Annotated in this window: 17 protein-coding genes and 2 riboswitches; of the genes, 13 read left to right on the forward strand and 4 right to left on the reverse strand. The window is 37.8% G+C overall.

Going from position 1 to position 17,920, the window contains the following annotated elements:
• Window positions 1-135: 135 nt before the first annotated feature.
• The 4 genes from NX902_RS02070 to mgtE form a co-directional block, all read right to left on the reverse strand.
• The gene (locus NX902_RS02070) at window positions 136-795 is read right to left on the reverse strand and encodes a potassium channel family protein (protein ID WP_095331062.1); all 660 of its coding nucleotides are present in this window, start codon (window positions 793-795) and stop codon (window positions 136-138) included.
• A gap of 177 nt (window positions 796-972) precedes the next feature.
• On the reverse strand, window positions 973-1,425 hold the full coding sequence (locus tag NX902_RS02075; RefSeq protein ID WP_047944207.1) for a Dps family protein: 453 nt from the start codon (window positions 1,423-1,425) through the stop codon (window positions 973-975).
• A 277-nt stretch (window positions 1,426-1,702) separates the two neighbouring features.
• Window positions 1,703-2,863, reverse strand: coding sequence for an FtsW/RodA/SpoVE family cell cycle protein (locus tag NX902_RS02080; RefSeq protein WP_171509240.1), 1,161 nt, complete (start codon window positions 2,861-2,863; stop codon window positions 1,703-1,705).
• A gap of 155 nt (window positions 2,864-3,018) precedes the next feature.
• On the reverse strand, window positions 3,019-4,377 hold the full coding sequence (mgtE, locus tag NX902_RS02085) for a magnesium transporter (RefSeq protein ID WP_095257993.1): 1,359 nt from the start codon (window positions 4,375-4,377) through the stop codon (window positions 3,019-3,021).
• A gap of 227 nt (window positions 4,378-4,604) precedes the next feature.
• Window positions 4,605-4,703, forward strand: a riboswitch (purine riboswitch).
• Window positions 4,704-4,766: 63 nt separating this feature from the next.
• Here mgtE and NX902_RS02090 point away from each other — a divergent pair.
• The 13 genes from NX902_RS02090 (at window position 4,767) to NX902_RS02150 (ending at window position 17,856) form a co-directional block, all read left to right on the forward strand.
• Complete coding sequence (locus NX902_RS02090) at window positions 4,767-6,101, forward strand: 5'-deoxyadenosine deaminase (RefSeq protein WP_123258781.1); 1,335 nt, start codon at window positions 4,767-4,769, stop codon at window positions 6,099-6,101.
• Window positions 6,102-6,661: 560 nt separating this feature from the next.
• The gene (locus tag NX902_RS02095; RefSeq protein WP_172859522.1) at window positions 6,662-7,438 is read left to right on the forward strand and encodes a hypothetical protein; all 777 of its coding nucleotides are present in this window, start codon (window positions 6,662-6,664) and stop codon (window positions 7,436-7,438) included.
• A 12-nt stretch (window positions 7,439-7,450) separates the two neighbouring features.
• The gene (sfsA, locus tag NX902_RS02100) at window positions 7,451-8,182 is read left to right on the forward strand and encodes a DNA/RNA nuclease SfsA (protein WP_095331054.1); all 732 of its coding nucleotides are present in this window, start codon (window positions 7,451-7,453) and stop codon (window positions 8,180-8,182) included.
• A gap of 81 nt (window positions 8,183-8,263) precedes the next feature.
• A riboswitch (cobalamin riboswitch) is annotated at window positions 8,264-8,463 on the forward strand.
• Window positions 8,464-8,588: 125 nt separating this feature from the next.
• Window positions 8,589-9,551 (forward strand): ABC transporter substrate-binding protein, encoded by a 963-nt coding sequence (locus tag NX902_RS02105; RefSeq protein ID WP_172859523.1) that lies wholly within the window; start codon window positions 8,589-8,591, stop codon window positions 9,549-9,551.
• Entirely contained in the window at window positions 9,538-10,575 is a 1,038-nt protein-coding gene (locus tag NX902_RS02110; RefSeq protein ID WP_172859525.1) for a FecCD family ABC transporter permease, read from the forward strand. Before NX902_RS02105 ends, NX902_RS02110 begins: the two co-directional genes overlap by 14 nt.
• Window positions 10,575-12,041: a heme ABC transporter ATP-binding protein gene (locus tag NX902_RS02115; RefSeq protein WP_123260065.1), complete on the forward strand. Its 1,467-nt coding sequence runs from the start codon at window positions 10,575-10,577 to the stop codon at window positions 12,039-12,041. Before NX902_RS02110 ends, NX902_RS02115 begins: the two co-directional genes overlap by 1 nt.
• Window positions 12,038-13,000, forward strand: coding sequence for an adenosylcobinamide-phosphate synthase CbiB (gene cbiB, locus NX902_RS02120; protein ID WP_341123595.1), 963 nt, complete (start codon window positions 12,038-12,040; stop codon window positions 12,998-13,000). Before NX902_RS02115 ends, cbiB begins: the two co-directional genes overlap by 4 nt.
• Window positions 12,975-14,066 (forward strand): pyridoxal phosphate-dependent aminotransferase, encoded by a 1,092-nt coding sequence (locus NX902_RS02125; protein WP_123260063.1) that lies wholly within the window; start codon window positions 12,975-12,977, stop codon window positions 14,064-14,066. The genes cbiB and NX902_RS02125 overlap by 26 nt, the downstream gene beginning before the upstream one ends.
• Window positions 14,036-14,593, forward strand: coding sequence for a bifunctional adenosylcobinamide kinase/adenosylcobinamide-phosphate guanylyltransferase (locus NX902_RS02130; RefSeq protein ID WP_341123596.1), 558 nt, complete (start codon window positions 14,036-14,038; stop codon window positions 14,591-14,593). The genes NX902_RS02125 and NX902_RS02130 overlap by 31 nt, the downstream gene beginning before the upstream one ends.
• Window positions 14,590-16,092 (forward strand): cobyric acid synthase, encoded by a 1,503-nt coding sequence (locus NX902_RS02135; protein WP_095331041.1) that lies wholly within the window; start codon window positions 14,590-14,592, stop codon window positions 16,090-16,092. The genes NX902_RS02130 and NX902_RS02135 overlap by 4 nt, the downstream gene beginning before the upstream one ends.
• Window positions 16,092-16,886, forward strand: coding sequence for an adenosylcobinamide-GDP ribazoletransferase (gene cobS, locus NX902_RS02140; RefSeq protein WP_095331039.1), 795 nt, complete (start codon window positions 16,092-16,094; stop codon window positions 16,884-16,886). The genes NX902_RS02135 and cobS overlap by 1 nt, the downstream gene beginning before the upstream one ends.
• Complete coding sequence (locus NX902_RS02145; RefSeq protein ID WP_341160522.1) at window positions 16,856-17,470, forward strand: histidine phosphatase family protein; 615 nt, start codon at window positions 16,856-16,858, stop codon at window positions 17,468-17,470. The genes cobS and NX902_RS02145 overlap by 31 nt, the downstream gene beginning before the upstream one ends.
• The gene (locus NX902_RS02150; protein WP_095331035.1) at window positions 17,419-17,856 is read left to right on the forward strand and encodes a bifunctional adenosylcobinamide kinase/adenosylcobinamide-phosphate guanylyltransferase; all 438 of its coding nucleotides are present in this window, start codon (window positions 17,419-17,421) and stop codon (window positions 17,854-17,856) included. The genes NX902_RS02145 and NX902_RS02150 overlap by 52 nt, the downstream gene beginning before the upstream one ends.
• Window positions 17,857-17,920: the final 64 nt, after the last annotated feature.

Genomic DNA, 17,920 nt, shown 5'->3' on the forward strand with positions numbered 1-17,920 from the left:
TTAATACCCAGTGAGAATAGGATTAAACGTTGGATAAAATGGAGTTTAAGGAATGAGGGGGGCAATAAAAAAGAGAAGACTGTATTGAAAGCCTTCTCATGCAGAGTCTATTTCTATTATATTTTTTCTAAAAGATTATCTTAATGCTTTTTCTTCGAATCTATATAAACAGTCATTACTGCCAACCATAATGAGAATATCGCCCTGATGGATTACTTCATTTGCGGATGGAGAGACAATTGTTTCTCCTGCTCGTTGGATGCCAATAATAGTACAGCCATAATTAGCACGGACATCTAAATCTAAAATCGACTTATTATGTATTTTCGGAGAAGCTACCATTTCCACAATTCCGTGTTCTTTTGAAAGCTCAATATAATCAATCATACTATCAGAAACAACATGGTGGGCAATTCTTTTTGCCATATCCTGTTCTGGATGAATGACGCGGTCAGCACCGATTTTTTCTAAAACGCGTTTATGATAGACATCGGCCGCCTTCACCCAGACTTTGCTAAGACCCATCTCTTTTAACAGCATGGTCGTAAGGGTGCTAGACTCGACGTCATCTCCAAACGAAACAAAAGCATGATCGAAATTCCGAATACCGATTTGCGTTAGTGATGCCTCTGTAAGAGTTGTCATTTGCACACAAAGGGTAGCAAAAGGTCGATATTTTTCCACTTTCTCGAGAGATTGATCAATGGCTAATACTTCCGCCCCCATTTTATGAAATTCTTCCACTAAACTACCACCAAAACTGCCTAATCCTATCACAACAAATTGTTTTTTCATGTTTATCCTCCTAGGGATGAAAATACATACTTTTGCCATCATTATACTTTTTTATCGAAAAGAAGGAAAATGATTTTTTTGCTTTTCAGGAGATAAATAGGAAGAAGAAGCTTTAATGGAAATTAAAAAACCACTTTTTCGCAAGGAAGACGAAAAAGTGGTAGATTTTTTCCAATATTATTCAGAAAGATATGCAGTTAACATCCATAAATGTTTTTCAATTTTGCCAATTAAATCAATAGCTAAATCATTAGTAATCACATCTTCTAATTCATCTGCATGTGCTGCTAGTGCTTTTAATTGTGTATTAATATGGCTATAATCCTCTACTAAAGATTTCACCATATCATTTGCAGATCGTTTTTCCGTACTTTCTTGTAAAGTGGAAGTTTCGATAAATTCTTTTAATGTAGAAACAGGTTTACCGCCAATAGCAAGCAAGCGCTCTGCAAGTTCATCTACTGCTTCACCAGCTTCGTCATATAACTCTTCAAATTTTTCATGAAGTGTGAAGAAAAATGGTCCTTTTACATACCAATGATGTTGATGTAGTTTTGTGTATAATACGCTCCAGTTAGCAATTTGTACGTTTAGTTCTTTTTGTAATTCTACTTTTGTTTGTAATCCCATGTTTAACAAACTCCCTTCGACTGATTATATATTAATTATAACAAATTCTAAATTAAAATCAATACTTATTTATAATTATTTTAATTTAGTTTTTATTACAATTAGATAAAACATAGTCATCTTATTGTTGCTAAAATTTCTTTATAGTTTTTGTTGTTCTATTAAATATATACCCTAATTACAGAGGAAAGAAAACAAAAGGGAGAAAGATTTCATCAAATGGACAAATATAAAAAAAAAGACTCAGCGATGCGCGGAGTCTAATTGTTCCTTATAATTAGAAAGAAAGAGATTTAGAAGAAAACATATAAGACTTATGGTGATAACGAATACTAAATATGAGTCCCATTGCCATTAAATTGCACATTAGAGAGCTGCCCCCATAACTTATAAATGGAAGGGGAATCCCTGTTATCGGCAATAATTGTATAGTCATTCCGATATTCTCAAAAACGTGGAATGTAATCATACTAATAACGCCGACGCTGATATAAATACTGTAGGGATTGGCTGTTTGCAATGCAGTTCGAACTAGGTGGAATATTAAAAGAAAATAAAGAATAATGACAATACTGCCGCCAATAAATCCATACTCCTCCCCAATAATCGTAAAAATAAAGTCTGTATGTCTTTCGGGAATATACACTTCCTCTTTTCCTAAGCCCTTACCACCAATAAGCCCAGAGCCTATAGCCATCAGTGATTTGACTAACTGTAAGCCATCATCGCCAGCATTATGAGGGTCGAGCCAGGAATTAACACGAGCGAATTGATAGGGATCTACTCCTAGATATTTTTCTAATAGTTCTCTTCCGAAGATAGCTAAGTATAAAACAATGGAACCAAATGCAGCAGCAGCACCATATAAAGGAATGAGCAGTTTCCATGAAATTCCTGAGACTAGCATCATTCCAATTAAAATAGCCATTAACACGAGTGTAGTCCCAAAATCCTGCAAAATGACTAATGCTATTGGAACACCAGCTACAATCGCCAGTTTACCCATCAAAATAAAATCTGTTCGCAGAGATTTATGAATGGTTTTGACATTATGATTATTTATAACTTTAGCAATCGCTAAAATATAAAAGACCTTCATATATTCAGACGGTTGAATACTGCCAATATGGGGAATGACATACCAACTTTGCGCTCCGCCTCTGCGTGGAGTAAATGCCGTTTCTGGAGCAACTAGAAGACCGATTAATAAAACGGCCCCTATTCCATACAAAATCCAAGTGATTTGTTGAATCTGTTCATTATCAAAATACATAATAAGGGCAATTACAACCGCGCCAATAACATACCACATAATTTGTGATTGTAAGTAAGCAGCGTTCGCGCTGTATATAGCAATACTGCTAACTAGACAAAATAACATAAGCAAAAGACATAATGTCCAATCAAATCTTTCAGAAAAAACATTTCTTGTTCTCATTTCTGCAAACCCCTAGTTCAAATTTCTTACCTATTTATATAGACGGAAATGGAAACAGAATTGTTTCCTTATTTTTCATAATCGATAAAAAAAAGATAGGTGGAAAAAATAGACAGGATTTAAAAAGACTGCCTTTTGACAGACAGTCTTTTTTTTCACATTAAATGGGCAAGGAAAATTTGTGCGATTCCGAAGTAAATAAATAACGAAAATATATCATTAAGAGTTGTAATCAAAGGTCCAGAGGCTACTGCTGGGTCAATATTTAACTTATAAAGAATGATTGGAATAATAGTACCAGATAGTGTTCCGATGATAAGTGTGCAAATTAAAGAAAGACCAACAACTAAGCCAAGCATGAGATCGCTTTGCCAGACATAGGCAATAATCGTAATAATAACACCGCAGGTTATCCCAATGATCAAACCAACTAATAATTCCCTGAAAATCAGTTTTGTTACAACTGCTTTATTAATTGTATTAGAAATAAGTCCACGAACGACAACGGCTAATGATTGTGTTCCCGTGTTCCCAGTCATTCCAGAAATCATCGGCATGAAAAAAGATAATGCTACAACCTTTGTAAGAACATCCTCATAATTGCTGATAATACTGCCAGATACAACCCCGATAAAAAGCAGCAAGATTAACCAAGGAAGTCTTCTGTAAGCTGCAACAGATGCTTTTGTATCAAAGTCTATTGATTTACCTGAAGCAGAAAGCTTTTCGATATCTTCATTTGCTTCTTGAAAAACGACATCAATCATATCATCAACTGTAACAATTCCCATTAAGATGTTTTCTTCATTGACAACGGGAATGGCTAAGAAATCATATTTTTGGATGGTTTGGGCTACTTCTTCTTGGTCCTGATCCACTGTGACACTAATAACCCGTTCATACATAATGTCACGAATTTTGTCCTGGGGTTCAGCAATCAAAAGATCACGATAGGAAACAACACCAACTAATTTTCTATTCTGATCAATGACGTATAAATAGCTTAAAGTTTCCGCGAAATCTGCAAACGATTTTAGTTTATCGACAGCTTCACGCGTAGTGTAGTAATCACGAATCCAAACAAAACGATTGGTCATAAGACGTCCAGCGGTTTCATCTGGGTAGTTCATTAAGTTTTGGACAATAATGGATTCTTCTTTTTTCATTCCAGAAAGGAGCTCTTTAATTCTTTCTGGTGCTAGTTCATTTAAAAGGGAAGCTAGGTCATCATTGTCCATTAAATCTAGAACCTTCCCTGTTTTGTCCATTCCTAATGTATTTAGAACTTCCAGCTGTTCCTCTTTATCCAATTCCTCCAAGAGATGGGCTAATAAGTCGACTTTTAAGAAAAGCAAAAAACGAGCCCTGTGCTTATCGGGGAGACTCTCATAAATTTGAGCTATATCATATGGTTGTAGCTCATCAACGATGGATTCAAATTCAGATTTTTTATTATCTTTTAGTGTCTGAATGATGTGAAGTGTGATCTGATTTTCTGTCATTTTGTGTATCATACTTCTCACTCTCCCTTCCGATGTTTATAGGCTATTATTCGACATATACCCTGTTTTATTATATGTAATTAAGTGAAAGAATGAAATGGATAAATCTTTGTAAAAAAGGAGATTTTGAGAAAAAACAGATCCCTTGAAAAAACATTGTTAAGTTTTCTGACAATTAACTTGAAAAGAATTGCCTCTCGATTAAAATAAGGGTATAACATGCATGACTGCAGGCAACTGCTGCTATTGCGCCTTTTTTTCGTATATCCTTAATAATTGGGTTAAGGGTCTCTACTGGAAACCGTAAATTTCTTGCTACGAAAAATATGCTTTGAACTAGCATATTTTTCGTAGTTTTTTTGTGTTTATGCGGAAATTTAAACAAGCATGGGGGAGTTTAAATGGGAAATATGTTAATCAAAAATGCACAGATAGTAACAATGAATCAAGCAGAAGAAATTATAACCGGAGATATTTATATAGAAGGGAATATCATTAAGGAAATAGGGGAGAATCTTAAAAAAAATCACGTAGATAAAATGATTGATGCGACAAATAGAACGGTAATTCCTGGGTTTGTTCAGACTCATATTCACTTATGCCAGACACTTTTTCGCGGAAAAGGGGATGATCTTGAGCTAATGGATTGGCTTAAACAAAGAATCTGGCCACTTGAGGCTGCTCATGACGAGGAATCTATTTATTATTCCGCCATGCTTGGTATTGGAGAGCTACTGGAAAGCGGGACAACAACGATTGTTGATATGGAAACCGTTCATCATACGGAACATGCTTTTCACGCACTTGCAGAAAGCGGAATCCGGGCTGTTTCTGGAAAGGTAATGATGGATAAAGGGGATGAAGTCCCCTTAGCATTGCAGGAATTAACAGCGGAGTCTATTCAACAGAGTGTAGATTTATTAGAAAAATGGGATGGCTTTGATAATGGAAGAATTCAATATGCCTTTTCGCCAAGATTTGTGGTTTCTTGTACGGAAGAGCTATTGAAAGAGGTGAAGATTCTTTCAGATAAATATGGTGTAAAAGTGCACACCCATGCCTCAGAAAATAAGGGGGAAATTCAAATCGTGCAAAAAGAAACAGGTATGAGGAATGTGGTGTACTTAGATCATCTCGGTTTAGCAAATGACCGCTTGATATTGGCGCATTGTATTTGGCTGGATGAAGAAGAAAAGCGGATTATTCAAGAGAAGGGTGTCCATGTTAGTCATTGTCCCGGCTCTAATTTAAAGCTAGCATCAGGGATAGCTGACACACATCATCTTACTTGCAATCATGTTTCCGTCAGTTTAGGGGCAGATGGGGCTCCGTGTAATAATAACTTGGATATGTTTAATGAAATGAGGTTGGCTGCACTTATTCAAAAGCCAATACATGGACCAACAGCGATGGATGCGAGAACAGTGTTCCGCATGGCAACTTTAGGTGGAGCAAAAGCAGTCGGACTCGAAAAAGAAATTGGCAGTCTGGAAATTGGCAAGCGAGCAGATTTAGCGATTTTAAACCTGCAAAATTTTCATACCTTTCCGTCCTATGATGTGGATCCTATCTCAAGAATTGTCTATTCCGCCACACGAGCAGATGTAGAAACAACCATTATAGACGGTAGAATAGTAATGGAAAATAAAATCATGAAAACAATAGATAAAAGTATTGTGCTAAAAGAAGCGGATAAAAGTATAAAAAGATTGTTAAGCAAAACAACCATAAATTGAGCTGGATTTGATTGCAACCGTTACTAGGATTTTGGAAAATTGCGTTATTCCATTTCCTAGTACGGTGTATTTTTTTTGGGGAAGGTAAGTGGTCAAGATTGGATGAAAAATTGAAAGTCTGGCTGAAACCAAGCAAATTTAGCCAATAAAATCAATTATTTAGCTAAAAACGACTATTACTGCCCCCTTTGAACAGCACAAAATTAACTAAAATAATTCTGATGGATGCCAACAATCCGCAAATATTAACGAATATTCAAGTTAGCTTTCTCCTAGACGCTCTCACATTCCAAGTATACGCTTCCTTTTTTTTCTAAATTTTAGATTATGTAAGCTATTTTTCCTTATTTTTGTTAAACTAAAATGGTTACAATAAGTACAACTAGATGTATGATGGAAAGTATGTAAAAGCAGATCAAGGATTTTAAATATAATATAAAAAATAAGGGAATATTTCTTATCATGATTTCGATAAAATGGAGTAAAGGCAATTTCGATAACAAGAATGTAAGCTGAAGCTCTTTAAGTTTACAAGCTAATAATGTTTGGAGGTTTACTTGATGAAAAAAGGTAATAATGATATTCGAGATGTGGTTTATATCCATCTAAATGAGAAAGAACGTTTTGTGCTTTCTTATGGTATAGAGTTTAGAGAGTTTTACAGAATCCTTGCTGATACTCTTGCCTCTATTTTGTTGTTAAAGCATCAGTTTGAAGATGGAGAATTTCATATACATACTCAGTTCGAATATGTTCCAAACAATAAATTAGCACAGTTATCGATGGAAGATGTTTATGGATATGGGGACTTTGTATGGGTCGATTTTGATGAGACGGAAACATTAGATATTTTAGAAGGGCAAACGATAGCGGAACTCTTGTATTTAGGACATAAACTGGAGCCTTTAAAAAAGCCATTTTTTCAACAATTGAACAACCAATATGCCTATTTAGCTCATGATGATGGCTGGTTTAATAAAATTTATTATAAAAACATGGAGTCTTTTTATCAATTATTTTGTGAGGTTATTGCAAATAAAGTGACAGAACTTAAATTAGAGAAAGCGCTGTTAGGAATTAAAAAGAAAAGGCTTTATCCACCTCTTCCGAAAGAAATTGTAACAGAGTTAAAACGTTATATGAGTGAGGGCATGGTACTATCTATTGAAAAAGCCTATCAAACACGATTGAAGCTGGAGATACCAATTTGGGTTTTAGGGGATTTTGATAATATGGATGATATGTATGAAGAATATGAGAAGAACGCTAAGCAAAAAAGTGATGCTTTACTTGTTTTTGATAAAAAATTAAGAGAATGGCAATTAGCTATCGTTTAATTGGTGACAAATATGAGTGGAAATATAATGGTAAGCTTTCCGGCAGCATTAAAGAAAATGACGTTTGTGGAGCGCCCAAATCGGTTTATTTTACATTGTTATGATCAGGAAACAGAAGAAATAGAAAAGGTCCATTTGGCAGATCCAGGGCGGCTGATAGAACTTTTAGTTGAAGGGGCTGTGATTTATGTTCTGCCGAGCATGAATCCTAATCGGAAGACAAAGTGGACGGCTGTGTATGTGGAAGCAAATGGATTGCTTGTGTCAATTAATACTACCTATCCTAATAAGTTAGTCGAATTAATGTTAAAGAAAGCCATGATAGAGGAGCTTTCTGCTTATCATTGGGTTAAGTCTGAATATACGTATGGCAGCTCACGATGGGATTTCTTATTAGAAGATAGGAAAAACAATCAGCTACTTCTCGAAGTAAAGAGTGTCACCTTAGCGAGCGATGGAATTGGCATGTTTCCAGACGCTGTTACTAAAAGGGGTTCTAAGCATGTGCAAGAATTAACTGCTATTGCAAGTGAAGGAATAATAAAAACAGCTATTTTATTTGTTGTGCAAAGAGAAGATGTGGAAATAGTGACAGGAGCAGCTGCAATTGATCCAGTTTTCGCAAAAAGCTTGGAAGAAGCTGCACATGCTGGGGTGCAATTATTAAGCTACACTTGCATATTATCAGAGCAGGGAATTGCATTGGGCCATGCGGTTCCGGTCGATCCTTTTTTTAAACTTTAGTAAAGGAATATATTTATTTACACATCTGTTAAATGTATAATCAGAAAAGACGGAAAAATAAAATAGATAGATGATGGTGAGACTTTTAGTGAGAAGGTTGAAGAGGAATCCTTAAGCCCTTTTTACAAGAAGTCTCTTAAAAGGGAAGTTAGTGAGAATCTAACACGGTCCCGCCACTGTAAATGATTGCAGCATGGAAAAGTGCCACTGTACGGATGTATGGGAAGGCTCCATGTGCGAAAATCATGAGTCAGGAGACCTGCCATTTTCTATACACCAAATAAACCTACGAGGATAGGGAGGTGTGGAGCACTTTGAAAATAATTTTGAAGATATCCCAACATCTCTATAGACAATGATAGAGATGTTTTTTATTTTTCTATATTATTTAGGAAGGTGAACATAGATGAAAAAGTTGTATTCCATACTGTTAGCGATGCTGCTCGTTGTTGGAGTGCTTGCTGGATGTGGAGAAACGAAGACGGAAAATAAGCATAATAAAGAAAAAGCTACTACAGAAGAGACTAGCTTTCCTGTCACCATTAAGGATGGATTGGATCAAGAAGTAGTAATCGAAGACAAACCAGAAAAGATAGTTTCCTTAATGCCTAGCAATACGGAAATCGTATTTGCGCTTGGGCTGGGAAAGGAGTTAGTTGGAGTTAGTGACTTTGATAACTATCCAAAAGAAGCGACGGAAAAAGAGAAGGTAGGCGGGATGGATTTTAATGTGGAGAAAATAATCTCTCTAAATCCAGATGTAGTGTTAGCACATGCATCGAGCGCCCATAATTCTACGGAAGGCTTGCAGCAAATCAGGGATGCAGGCATTGATGTTGTTGTTGTGAATGATGCCACTTCTTTTGAAGATGTTTATAAAAGCATGGTCATGATTGGACAAGCTACTGGAACAGAGAAAGAGGCAAATAAGCTTGTAGCTGATATGAAAGAAAAGTTAGGTGCTATCAAGGAGAAAGCAGCAGCCATTTCCGATAGTGATAAAAAGGCAGTTTACATAGAAGTAAACGTGGAACCAAATTTATTTACAACTGGTAAAAAGACATTTATGCAAGAGATGCTAGACACTATTCGTGCAAATAACATCATTTCTGAGGAAGGTTGGATTCAAGTGGATCAAGAGGCAGTAATTGGAGCTAATCCGGATGTTATTATTACTACTTATGGTGCCTACTCAGAAAAAAGTCCACTCGAGCAAATTAGCTCGAGAAAAGGCTGGGAAAAGATAAATGCAGTGAAAGAAAAGCAAATAATAGATGTAGATTCTGACATGGTAACTCGTTCTGGTCCTCGCCTAGTTGAAGGAGTAGAGGCAGTTGCCAAAGCGGTGTATCCGGATGTTTTTAAATAAAAGCAAAGCGGCTTATGTTTATGCCGCTTTTTTTCTCCTATTTGCGATTGTGATGGGAATAGCCATTGGAACGATCTCTGTCCCTATTTTATCTGTAGTGAAAATATTAGCAAGCTACATTGGACCAGAAAGCATATTAACGAATGTCGATCCCATGCATGTTAATATCGTTCAAAATATTCGCCTCCCTAGAGTGCTTTTGGCAGGACTGGTCGGTGCCAGTCTTTCCATAGCGGGAGCTGCATTTCAGGGATTATTAAGAAATCCATTGGCAGACCCATATACACTTGGGGTTTCATCTGGAGCATCGGTTGGAGCCGTTATTACGTTATTTTTCCACTTTACCATTCCGTTTCTTGGCGGATTGACTTTGCCATTTATGAGTGTATTATTCTCCTTTCTGACGATATTATTTGTCGTTTTTTTTGCAAAAAAAATGGATCCCGCCATGCGGGTTGAGACAATTATTTTAACGGGTATCATTATTGGTTCTTTTCTAAGTGCATTTATTTCTCTTATGATTGCATTAACAGGGAACGAACTACGCCAAATTATAGGCTGGTTACTTGGCAGTGTCTCTATGAGAGGGTGGGAATACATTAAAATTATCCTGCCTTTCTTTGTAGTTGGTTCCGGTCTTCTTCTTTCGCAAGGAAAGGAATTAAATGCTTTAGCATTTGGCGAAGAAAGAGCCCAGCATTTAGGGATCCATGTACAGAGAAGAAAAATGGTTATTTTGCTGGCTGGCTCCATGTTAACAGGTGCGGCTGTTGCTGTATCTGGTACGATCGGATTTGTGGGCCTTGTGATTCCACACTTTGTCCGGATTATCGTAGGTCCTGATCACAGACATTTAATGGGAGTCTCTCTTTTTGCTGGCAGTGGTTTTATGATTTTGGCTGACTTATTGGCTAGGACGATTATCTCTCCGACAGAACTGCCGATAGGGGTCATAACAGCTATAGTAGGTGCTCCAGTGTTTGCAGGGTTATTACTGAGAAGAAGGAAGAGGAGTTTAAAATAATGCTGAATGTACGAAATCTCTTTTTTCAATATGAAACAAAACAAATTTTGGAGGATATTTCTTTTTCTGTGAATAAAGGGGAAATGATTGGTATCCTTGGGCCAAATGGCAGTGGGAAAACGACTTTAATGAAAATTATCAGCGGTATTTTAACACCGCGAGTGGGACAGGTGGAGATAAAGGGCACATCCATTGACCAGTATAAAACGAAGGAATTAGCAAAGGTAGTCGCCGTGCTTTCTCAGCATGTGAATGAATCATTTTCCTATACTGTTCGAGAAATTGTATCGCTCGGGAGGTATGCACATCAATCGGGGCTGTTTCAATCCTGGACTTCTAAAGATGAAGAAGTGATCACCCGAGTAATGAAACAAACGGGGGTCTTTGTTTATCAAGACAAGTCTATTCATGCATTGTCTGGCGGGGAAAAGCAGCGCGTTTATTTGGCTCAGGCCCTGGCACAAGAGCCAGAAATCCTTCTGTTAGATGAACCTACTAACCATTTGGATCTATCCTACCAGAAGGAGTTATTGGATAGCTTAAGAGAATGGAGCAGGGAAGAAGGCCTGACAATTGTTTGTATTTTTCATGATTTAAACTTGGCAGGATTATATTGCGATCGACTCCTTTTATTACATGATGGAAAAGTAGAAGTAGATGCCCCTCCTTCTGATGTATTGCAAGAAAAAAGAGTGAAAAGAATCTATAAGACAAATGTGAAAAGTACTTTTCATCCAAGCAGACCAGCTTCTCAAATAGCGCTTGTGCCAAGAGAGCTAGAGAGAAAGAAAGTTCAAATAGATACAACGGCAATTACTATTACTTCAGAAAGAGTAGAAATGAAGGCTCCTTTCCCATTATACACGCTTTCATCTGGCGTAACGGGTGCCGGGATGGGCTGGTATAAAAACTTTGTAAACCGCCATGTAGATAAGACATACTGCTGCGAGGATTACCAGAAAGACATGGACAATTATTTGCTTCAAAATGGCTTTAGCCCACAAGAGACAGTCGGGATGATGACAGCTGTTCATACAGAAGATGCAACCTATCAGTTATTGGAGCGAGCGGATTTCTCTGTCATGATTGTGGTAACAGGTGGAGTAGGAAATGCTGTCGATGCAGCTAAGACGAACGAGCATTCATCCTCTTTAAATCCAGGGACGATTAATATTTGGATTTTTGTTAACGGGAAATTATCAGAGCAAGCCTTTTTGCAAAGTGCCATTACTGCTACCGAAGCAAAAGCAGCCGTCTTGCGTGATCGGAAAACAAAGGATATGGAAACAGGAACTATTGCAACAGGTACATCAACAGATAGTATATCGGTCGCTGCCACTCAAGTAGGAACATATCTTGAATTTGCCGGTACGATTACGGCGCTTGGAAAGTGTATAGCAGAAGGGGTCTATCACTGTTTAACAACGTCATTAGATAAAAGGGATAGGAGGCTGGCAGCTAAATGATCGGCCATTTAATCAGCATTACCATTGCGATTATTTTAGATAAGTTGATTGGGGATCCTCCAGGCTGGCCACATCCTGTGAAAGGGATGGGAAAGTTGATTTCCTATTTAGATCAAAGATTAAATGAGGGGAGCAATCGGCAGTTAAAAGGATTATGGATGCTCATGAGTGTTTTAGTGCTTACCTTTTTGCTTAGCTGTTTCCTTGTTTATATTAGCTATCAGCTTCATTGGTGGATCGGCGTAATAATAGAAGCTCTACTTATCGCCACAACCATTGCCCAAAAGAGTCTGAAGGATGCTGCGATAGAGGTCTATGAACCATTGCAGGCTAATGATCTAGTGCTGGCAAGAAGAAAGCTTTCTTATATTGTGGGAAGAGATACAGGGCAGTTAGAGGAAAAAGAAATTGTCCGGGCAACGGTAGAGACTGTGGCAGAAAACACTAGTGATGGCATTACAGCTCCACTGTTTTGGGCATTTATTGGTGGTGCTCCTTTCAGTCTTGTATATAGGGCCATTAATACATGTGACAGTATGGTTGGTTATAAGAATGATAAATATAGAGAATTCGGGTATTATGCAGCGAAATGTGATGATATTGTTAACTACTTGCCGAGTCGAATAACAGCAATGCTTTTGCTTTTGGTTAGTCGTAGTCCTTTCCATCCGAAAAAGGAAGCCTGGAAGCTGCTATTCCAAGATGCGAAGAAACATCCGTCTCCAAACAGCGGCTGGGGGGAAGCAGTGACTGCTATTCTCCTGGGTATACAGCTCGGTGGGATTAATTATTATCGAGGACAGAAATCAGATCGGGCTAGAATGGGAACAGCACTCCAGCCATTAGGAACGAAACATATTATCGAGTCCACTAAAATTGCTAATAAAGCAGTTGTTTGCTTTTATCTTTTTTTATTTATAGGAGGAATTGGATTTGAACTGGCCAATGCATGGAGCTAATCCCCAGTATATATATGAAAAGACAAATTTAGAAATGCCTGTGGGTGCGATTGATTTTAGCGCAAATATTAATCCATTAGGACCTCCGCCGGTTTTATTAAGGAAATGGTTTGACCTCTTTCAGACCGTTCATCTTTATCCAGATCCTTTTGCAAGTCGCCTAAAAGAGAAAATTTCAAACCAGTATGGAATTCCTTCCAAGCAGCTTTTGATTGGAAATGGAGCTGCGGAAATCATTTCCTTATTAGGGAGAATTCTGGCGGGGAAAAAGGTATTACTTCTTCAGCCGGCTTTTTCTGAATATGAAGAAGTGTGCCGAATTAATAATTGCGACATCTATCATCATTATTTATCCGAAGAAACAGGCTGGGAGCTGTCTCTCGCTAAATTGGAAAAGGATATTCGTCAAGTCGATGCTGTATTTTTATGTAATCCTAATAATCCAACAGGGATATTTTATCCGAAGAACTTAGTAGAAGAGTTATTGGATATTTGTATGCAAAACGATTGTTCCGTCATTCTAGATGAAGCTTTCTATGATTTTGTAGTTGGATATGAGGATATGCTTCCGCTCTTGAAAAATTACCCAAATCTCATTATTTTACGTTCTTTAACCAAAATGTACAGTATACCAGGAATACGGCTAGGCTACGTATTCGCATCAGAAGAACTAATTGCACAACTGCAGCACTTGCAATCACAATGGAGTATAAATGGAATTGCTTTAAAGGCTGGCGAATTATTAATAGAGCAGGAGGAGTTTCTAAATAATACGCAAAGCTATATAGAAGGAGAGAAAAAAAAGCTATTTTCCTTCTTTAAGAATAAACATTTTGTGTACTCCAACTCTGCTGCTAATTATTACTTGTTAAAAGATCCAAGGTTAACGGATCAAAAGGAATTCCTTACTTTTCTGCTAAACAATGGCATCATTGCAAGACATACATATAATTACCCGAGTCTAGAAGGAAGATGGCTGCGATTTGCGGTTAAAAGCAAAGAACAGAATCAGCAATTGCGAGGAGTGTTAACTAAATGGAAACAAAATCATCCCTCATCTTTGTAACAGGTGGCGTGAGAAGTGGCAAATCTTCGTTTGCTGAGGGATTGGCCATTAGATATGCGCAAGAAGAAAGAGCAACATTGCATTATATCGCTACTGCTGTCATTACGGATGCTGAAATGGAAGAGAGAATTATCAGACACCAACAAAACAGAGAGGCACAAAAGGTGAAATGGAATACCTATGAAAAGCCAGTTGATATTGGGGAATTAGCGGCTGTCTTTACAAAAAAGGATGTCATTTTGCTCGATTGTTTAACCGTTTTGGTCAATAATGAACTTTTTTTCCAAGATAAACAACAGGAAGGGATAGAGGGAAAACTGAAAAAGGATCTAATAGAGCTAAGCCAAAGTTGTCGCTATCTTATCCTTGTTAGTAATGAGGTTACATATGAACCGTCTCTCGATCCAGCTGTACAGATATATTGCAGGATTTTAGTTCGGCTGCATTATTTTCTCGTGCAGCATGCATATGAGGCATATTTAGTAGAGAACGGAATCGCACAACGAAAGAAGGGAGGACAAGAATGAAGGGTGTGATGATACAGGGAACTTCATCCGATGTTGGGAAAAGTCTGATTGTTACTGCTCTATGCAGAATGTTAGCAAATGAGGGCATAAAAGTAGCACCATTTAAATCACAAAATATGTCGAATAATTCTTATGTCACCGTAGACGGAAAAGAGATTGGTAGAGCACAAGGGATTCAGGCAGAAGCAGCAAAGATAGAGGCGACGGTTTGGATGAATCCAATTCTCTTAAAGCCAAGATCTGACTTGCAATCAGAGGTTGTTCTGCTAGGAGAAGCGAGTACTACTCTTTCAGGCAGAGGGTATCGTGAACGATTTTATGAAGAAGGAATTCGTGTTATCCAAAAAAGCCTTCACTATCTGCAAAGGAACTATGAGATGGTAATCATGGAAGGGGCGGGAAGCCCAGTAGAAATCAATTTAAAAGATAGAGAGCTTGTAAATATGAAGGTCGCAGAAATGGCTGATATCCCGGTTATTCTTGTTGCTGATATTGATCGTGGCGGTGTGTTTGCGAGCATTGTTGGTACTCTCTCCTTATTTTCAGAAGAGGAACGGAGCAGGGTAAAGGGGATTGTTATTAATAAGTTTCGCGGTGATGTCACTCTTTTTGAAGATGGTGTGCAATGGCTGAAGGAAAAGACAGGCATCCCTGTTCTCGGAGTCCTTCCTTTTATTCATAACCATATGATTGAAGGGGAGGACTCCTTATCTATACGGGAGAAAAGAATAGCAACTTCAAAAGAAGTGCTTGATTTAGCAGTAGTAAACAATCGTTATATGTCTAACTTTACGGATATAGAACCATTTTTCCTAGAGGAAGATGTTACTATCCGTCTGATTGATAAAGGGGAAGATTTAGGGAACCCAGATGCAGTCATTATTCCAGGTACCAAGAGTACGATAGAGGATTTAAGAGAAATGAAAAGGAATGGATTAGATGCCCAGCTTAAGCGCTATTATAAAGAAGGCGGCAGAATAATAGGCTTATGTGGAGGCTATCAAATGTTATGTTCTGTCTTGATGGATCCATATGGAGCTGATACTGGAATCGCAGGCGAAGAAATAGAAGGCCTAGGGCTTATCCCTGCAAGGACAATCTTTGAACAGAAAAAAGCGACGATTCGCGTGGAAGGTAGTTATCATCCCTTTACAAAGTTATCTTCAGAAAGAATAGAAGGGTATGAGATTCATTTAGGCAAAACAGAGTATGAGGATTCTGCCGAAAGATGTCCATTTCTATTCCTTAATAATAGGGATGAGGGGTATTATCGTGAAGACGGAAAATTGATAGGAACCTATATGCATCATCTTTTCTACAATGATATGTTTCGTAATACATGGTTAAATCAGATACGACTGCAAAAGGGCATGGCAGAAAGAAAAACACTGATTATGCGAGAGCAAAAGGATAAACGTTTTGATGCGCTTGCTGATGAGATGAAGAGACATCTTGATTGGGATAAACTATTGGATATCCTTCAAGCTGGTGATAACTAATGAAAAAATGGTGTATTGGTTTTCTAGTAAATATTCAGTTCTTTACGGCGATTCCAGTGAGGAAGGAGCTGCCGATGGAAGGGGAGTTTTTGCAGAAAAGTATAAAAACATTCCCTTTGCTAGGTCTTTTCCAAGGCTTTATTTATATGGGGATTTTCTTTTTGCTAAATGAATATACTCCATTTACAGCTCTCGCCATTGCTTTTATTGTCTGGATCAGTACGATTTTATTAACCGGTGGACTTCATTTAGATGGCTGGATGGATGCAAGTGATGCTTATTTTTCTTATCAAGATGCAAAAAAAAGATTAGAAATTATGAAAGATCCTCATGTCGGTGCCTTTGGTGTTTTGTCTGTCATTCTTTTATTGAGTACGAAGTTTCTTTTTATCTATGAAATTGTGACACATATGCAAGACTTTACCTATCTTTTTGTGATGCTTCTGCCATTCTTTTCTAAAGCAGTAATGGGCTGGAGCCTACTATTTGTTCCAGAGGCAAAAAGGGACGGACTTGGAGCATACTTTAAAAAGTCTGTCCAAGGGCAGCGCCTGTTTTTTTATAGTGGATATATTGCAGCTGCTTTGTTAGTTTTCTTGTTACTGTTTCCCAAATGGCTGCCTTTATTCTTTTTGTTTCTTTCCGTAAGCATCGGCTGCTACCTATTATTTAGCCGATTTATGAAACAGGCTTTTGGTGGATTAACAGGTGACTTATTAGGTGCAAGTGTAGAAGGGACGGAAATAGCACTATGGGCGACACTATGGTTATTGCATTATTTCGTCATGGGCTAACGGCTGCAAATGAACGAAAGGCATATATTGGCTGGACGGATGCTCCGTTAAGTGAAAAGGGGAGAAATATGCTTTATGAAAAAGGAAGGCCAGTGTCTAAATATGACTGGATAAGTACAAGTGATTTATTGCGGACGAAAGAGACAGCAGCATATTGGTTTCCTGAACAGATTCTGTACAGTGTTTCTGGTTTCCGGGAAATAAATTTTGGGGATTGGGAAGGAAAAACATACGAACAATTAAAAGAGTTACCTGAGTATTGCAAATGGTTAAACGCTCCATTTACTAATGCTCCAACAAATGGGGAATCTTTTGCAGAGTTGGTAGAGCGAGTGGATAGGGGCTGGAATCACTTAATTAAACAGAGTACTCGAAATAATAGAATGGCAGTAGTTACACATGGCGGTGTCATTCGATACTTGCTTAGTAAATATGGTGTAACAAAAAGGGATTTTTGGGATTGTGCAATTTCCCCTGGTGAAGGAATCGAGTTAATTTGGTCTAACAAAGAAAGCTTTAGGAGGAAGGAAAGATGCACTTTATTACAGGAGGTAGCTTTCACGGAAAAAAAAGCTGGACAGTAACATTTGCAAGAGAGCAGGGATTTACAGAAGGAAAGGTTCTCCGTCTATTTGATGAAAAGGAAATAAGCATGGCAAATAATGAGAAGGGTTCTTTCTATAGAATAGAAGGACTGGAGTGGATGATCAAAAATCGTCTGCAGGAAGAAACATTGGAGCAAACAATCGATTATATGGAAAAACTAGTGGAAGCTTTGCTTCAATGGGAAAGAGAAGAGAATAATCGCTGCGTGTTTATAATTGGCAGTGATATTACAAAAGGCATTGTTCCGATTGATAGAAGAGATCGCTTGTGGCGTGATGCCACAGGGCTGATTTTTCAGCGAATAGCAGCCGCTGCAGACAGAGTAGATGTTATTTGGTATGGGTTAAATGAGCGATTAAAGTAGTGAGCGATCGAATGATAGGAAGCAGCAAAATGCCTAGGCAAAAAAATAAGGACAAAACAGAAAG

Source organism: Niallia sp. FSL W8-0954 (assembly GCF_038005605.1).
Classification (GTDB): Bacteria; Bacillota; Bacilli; order Bacillales; family Cytobacillaceae; genus Niallia; species Niallia circulans_A.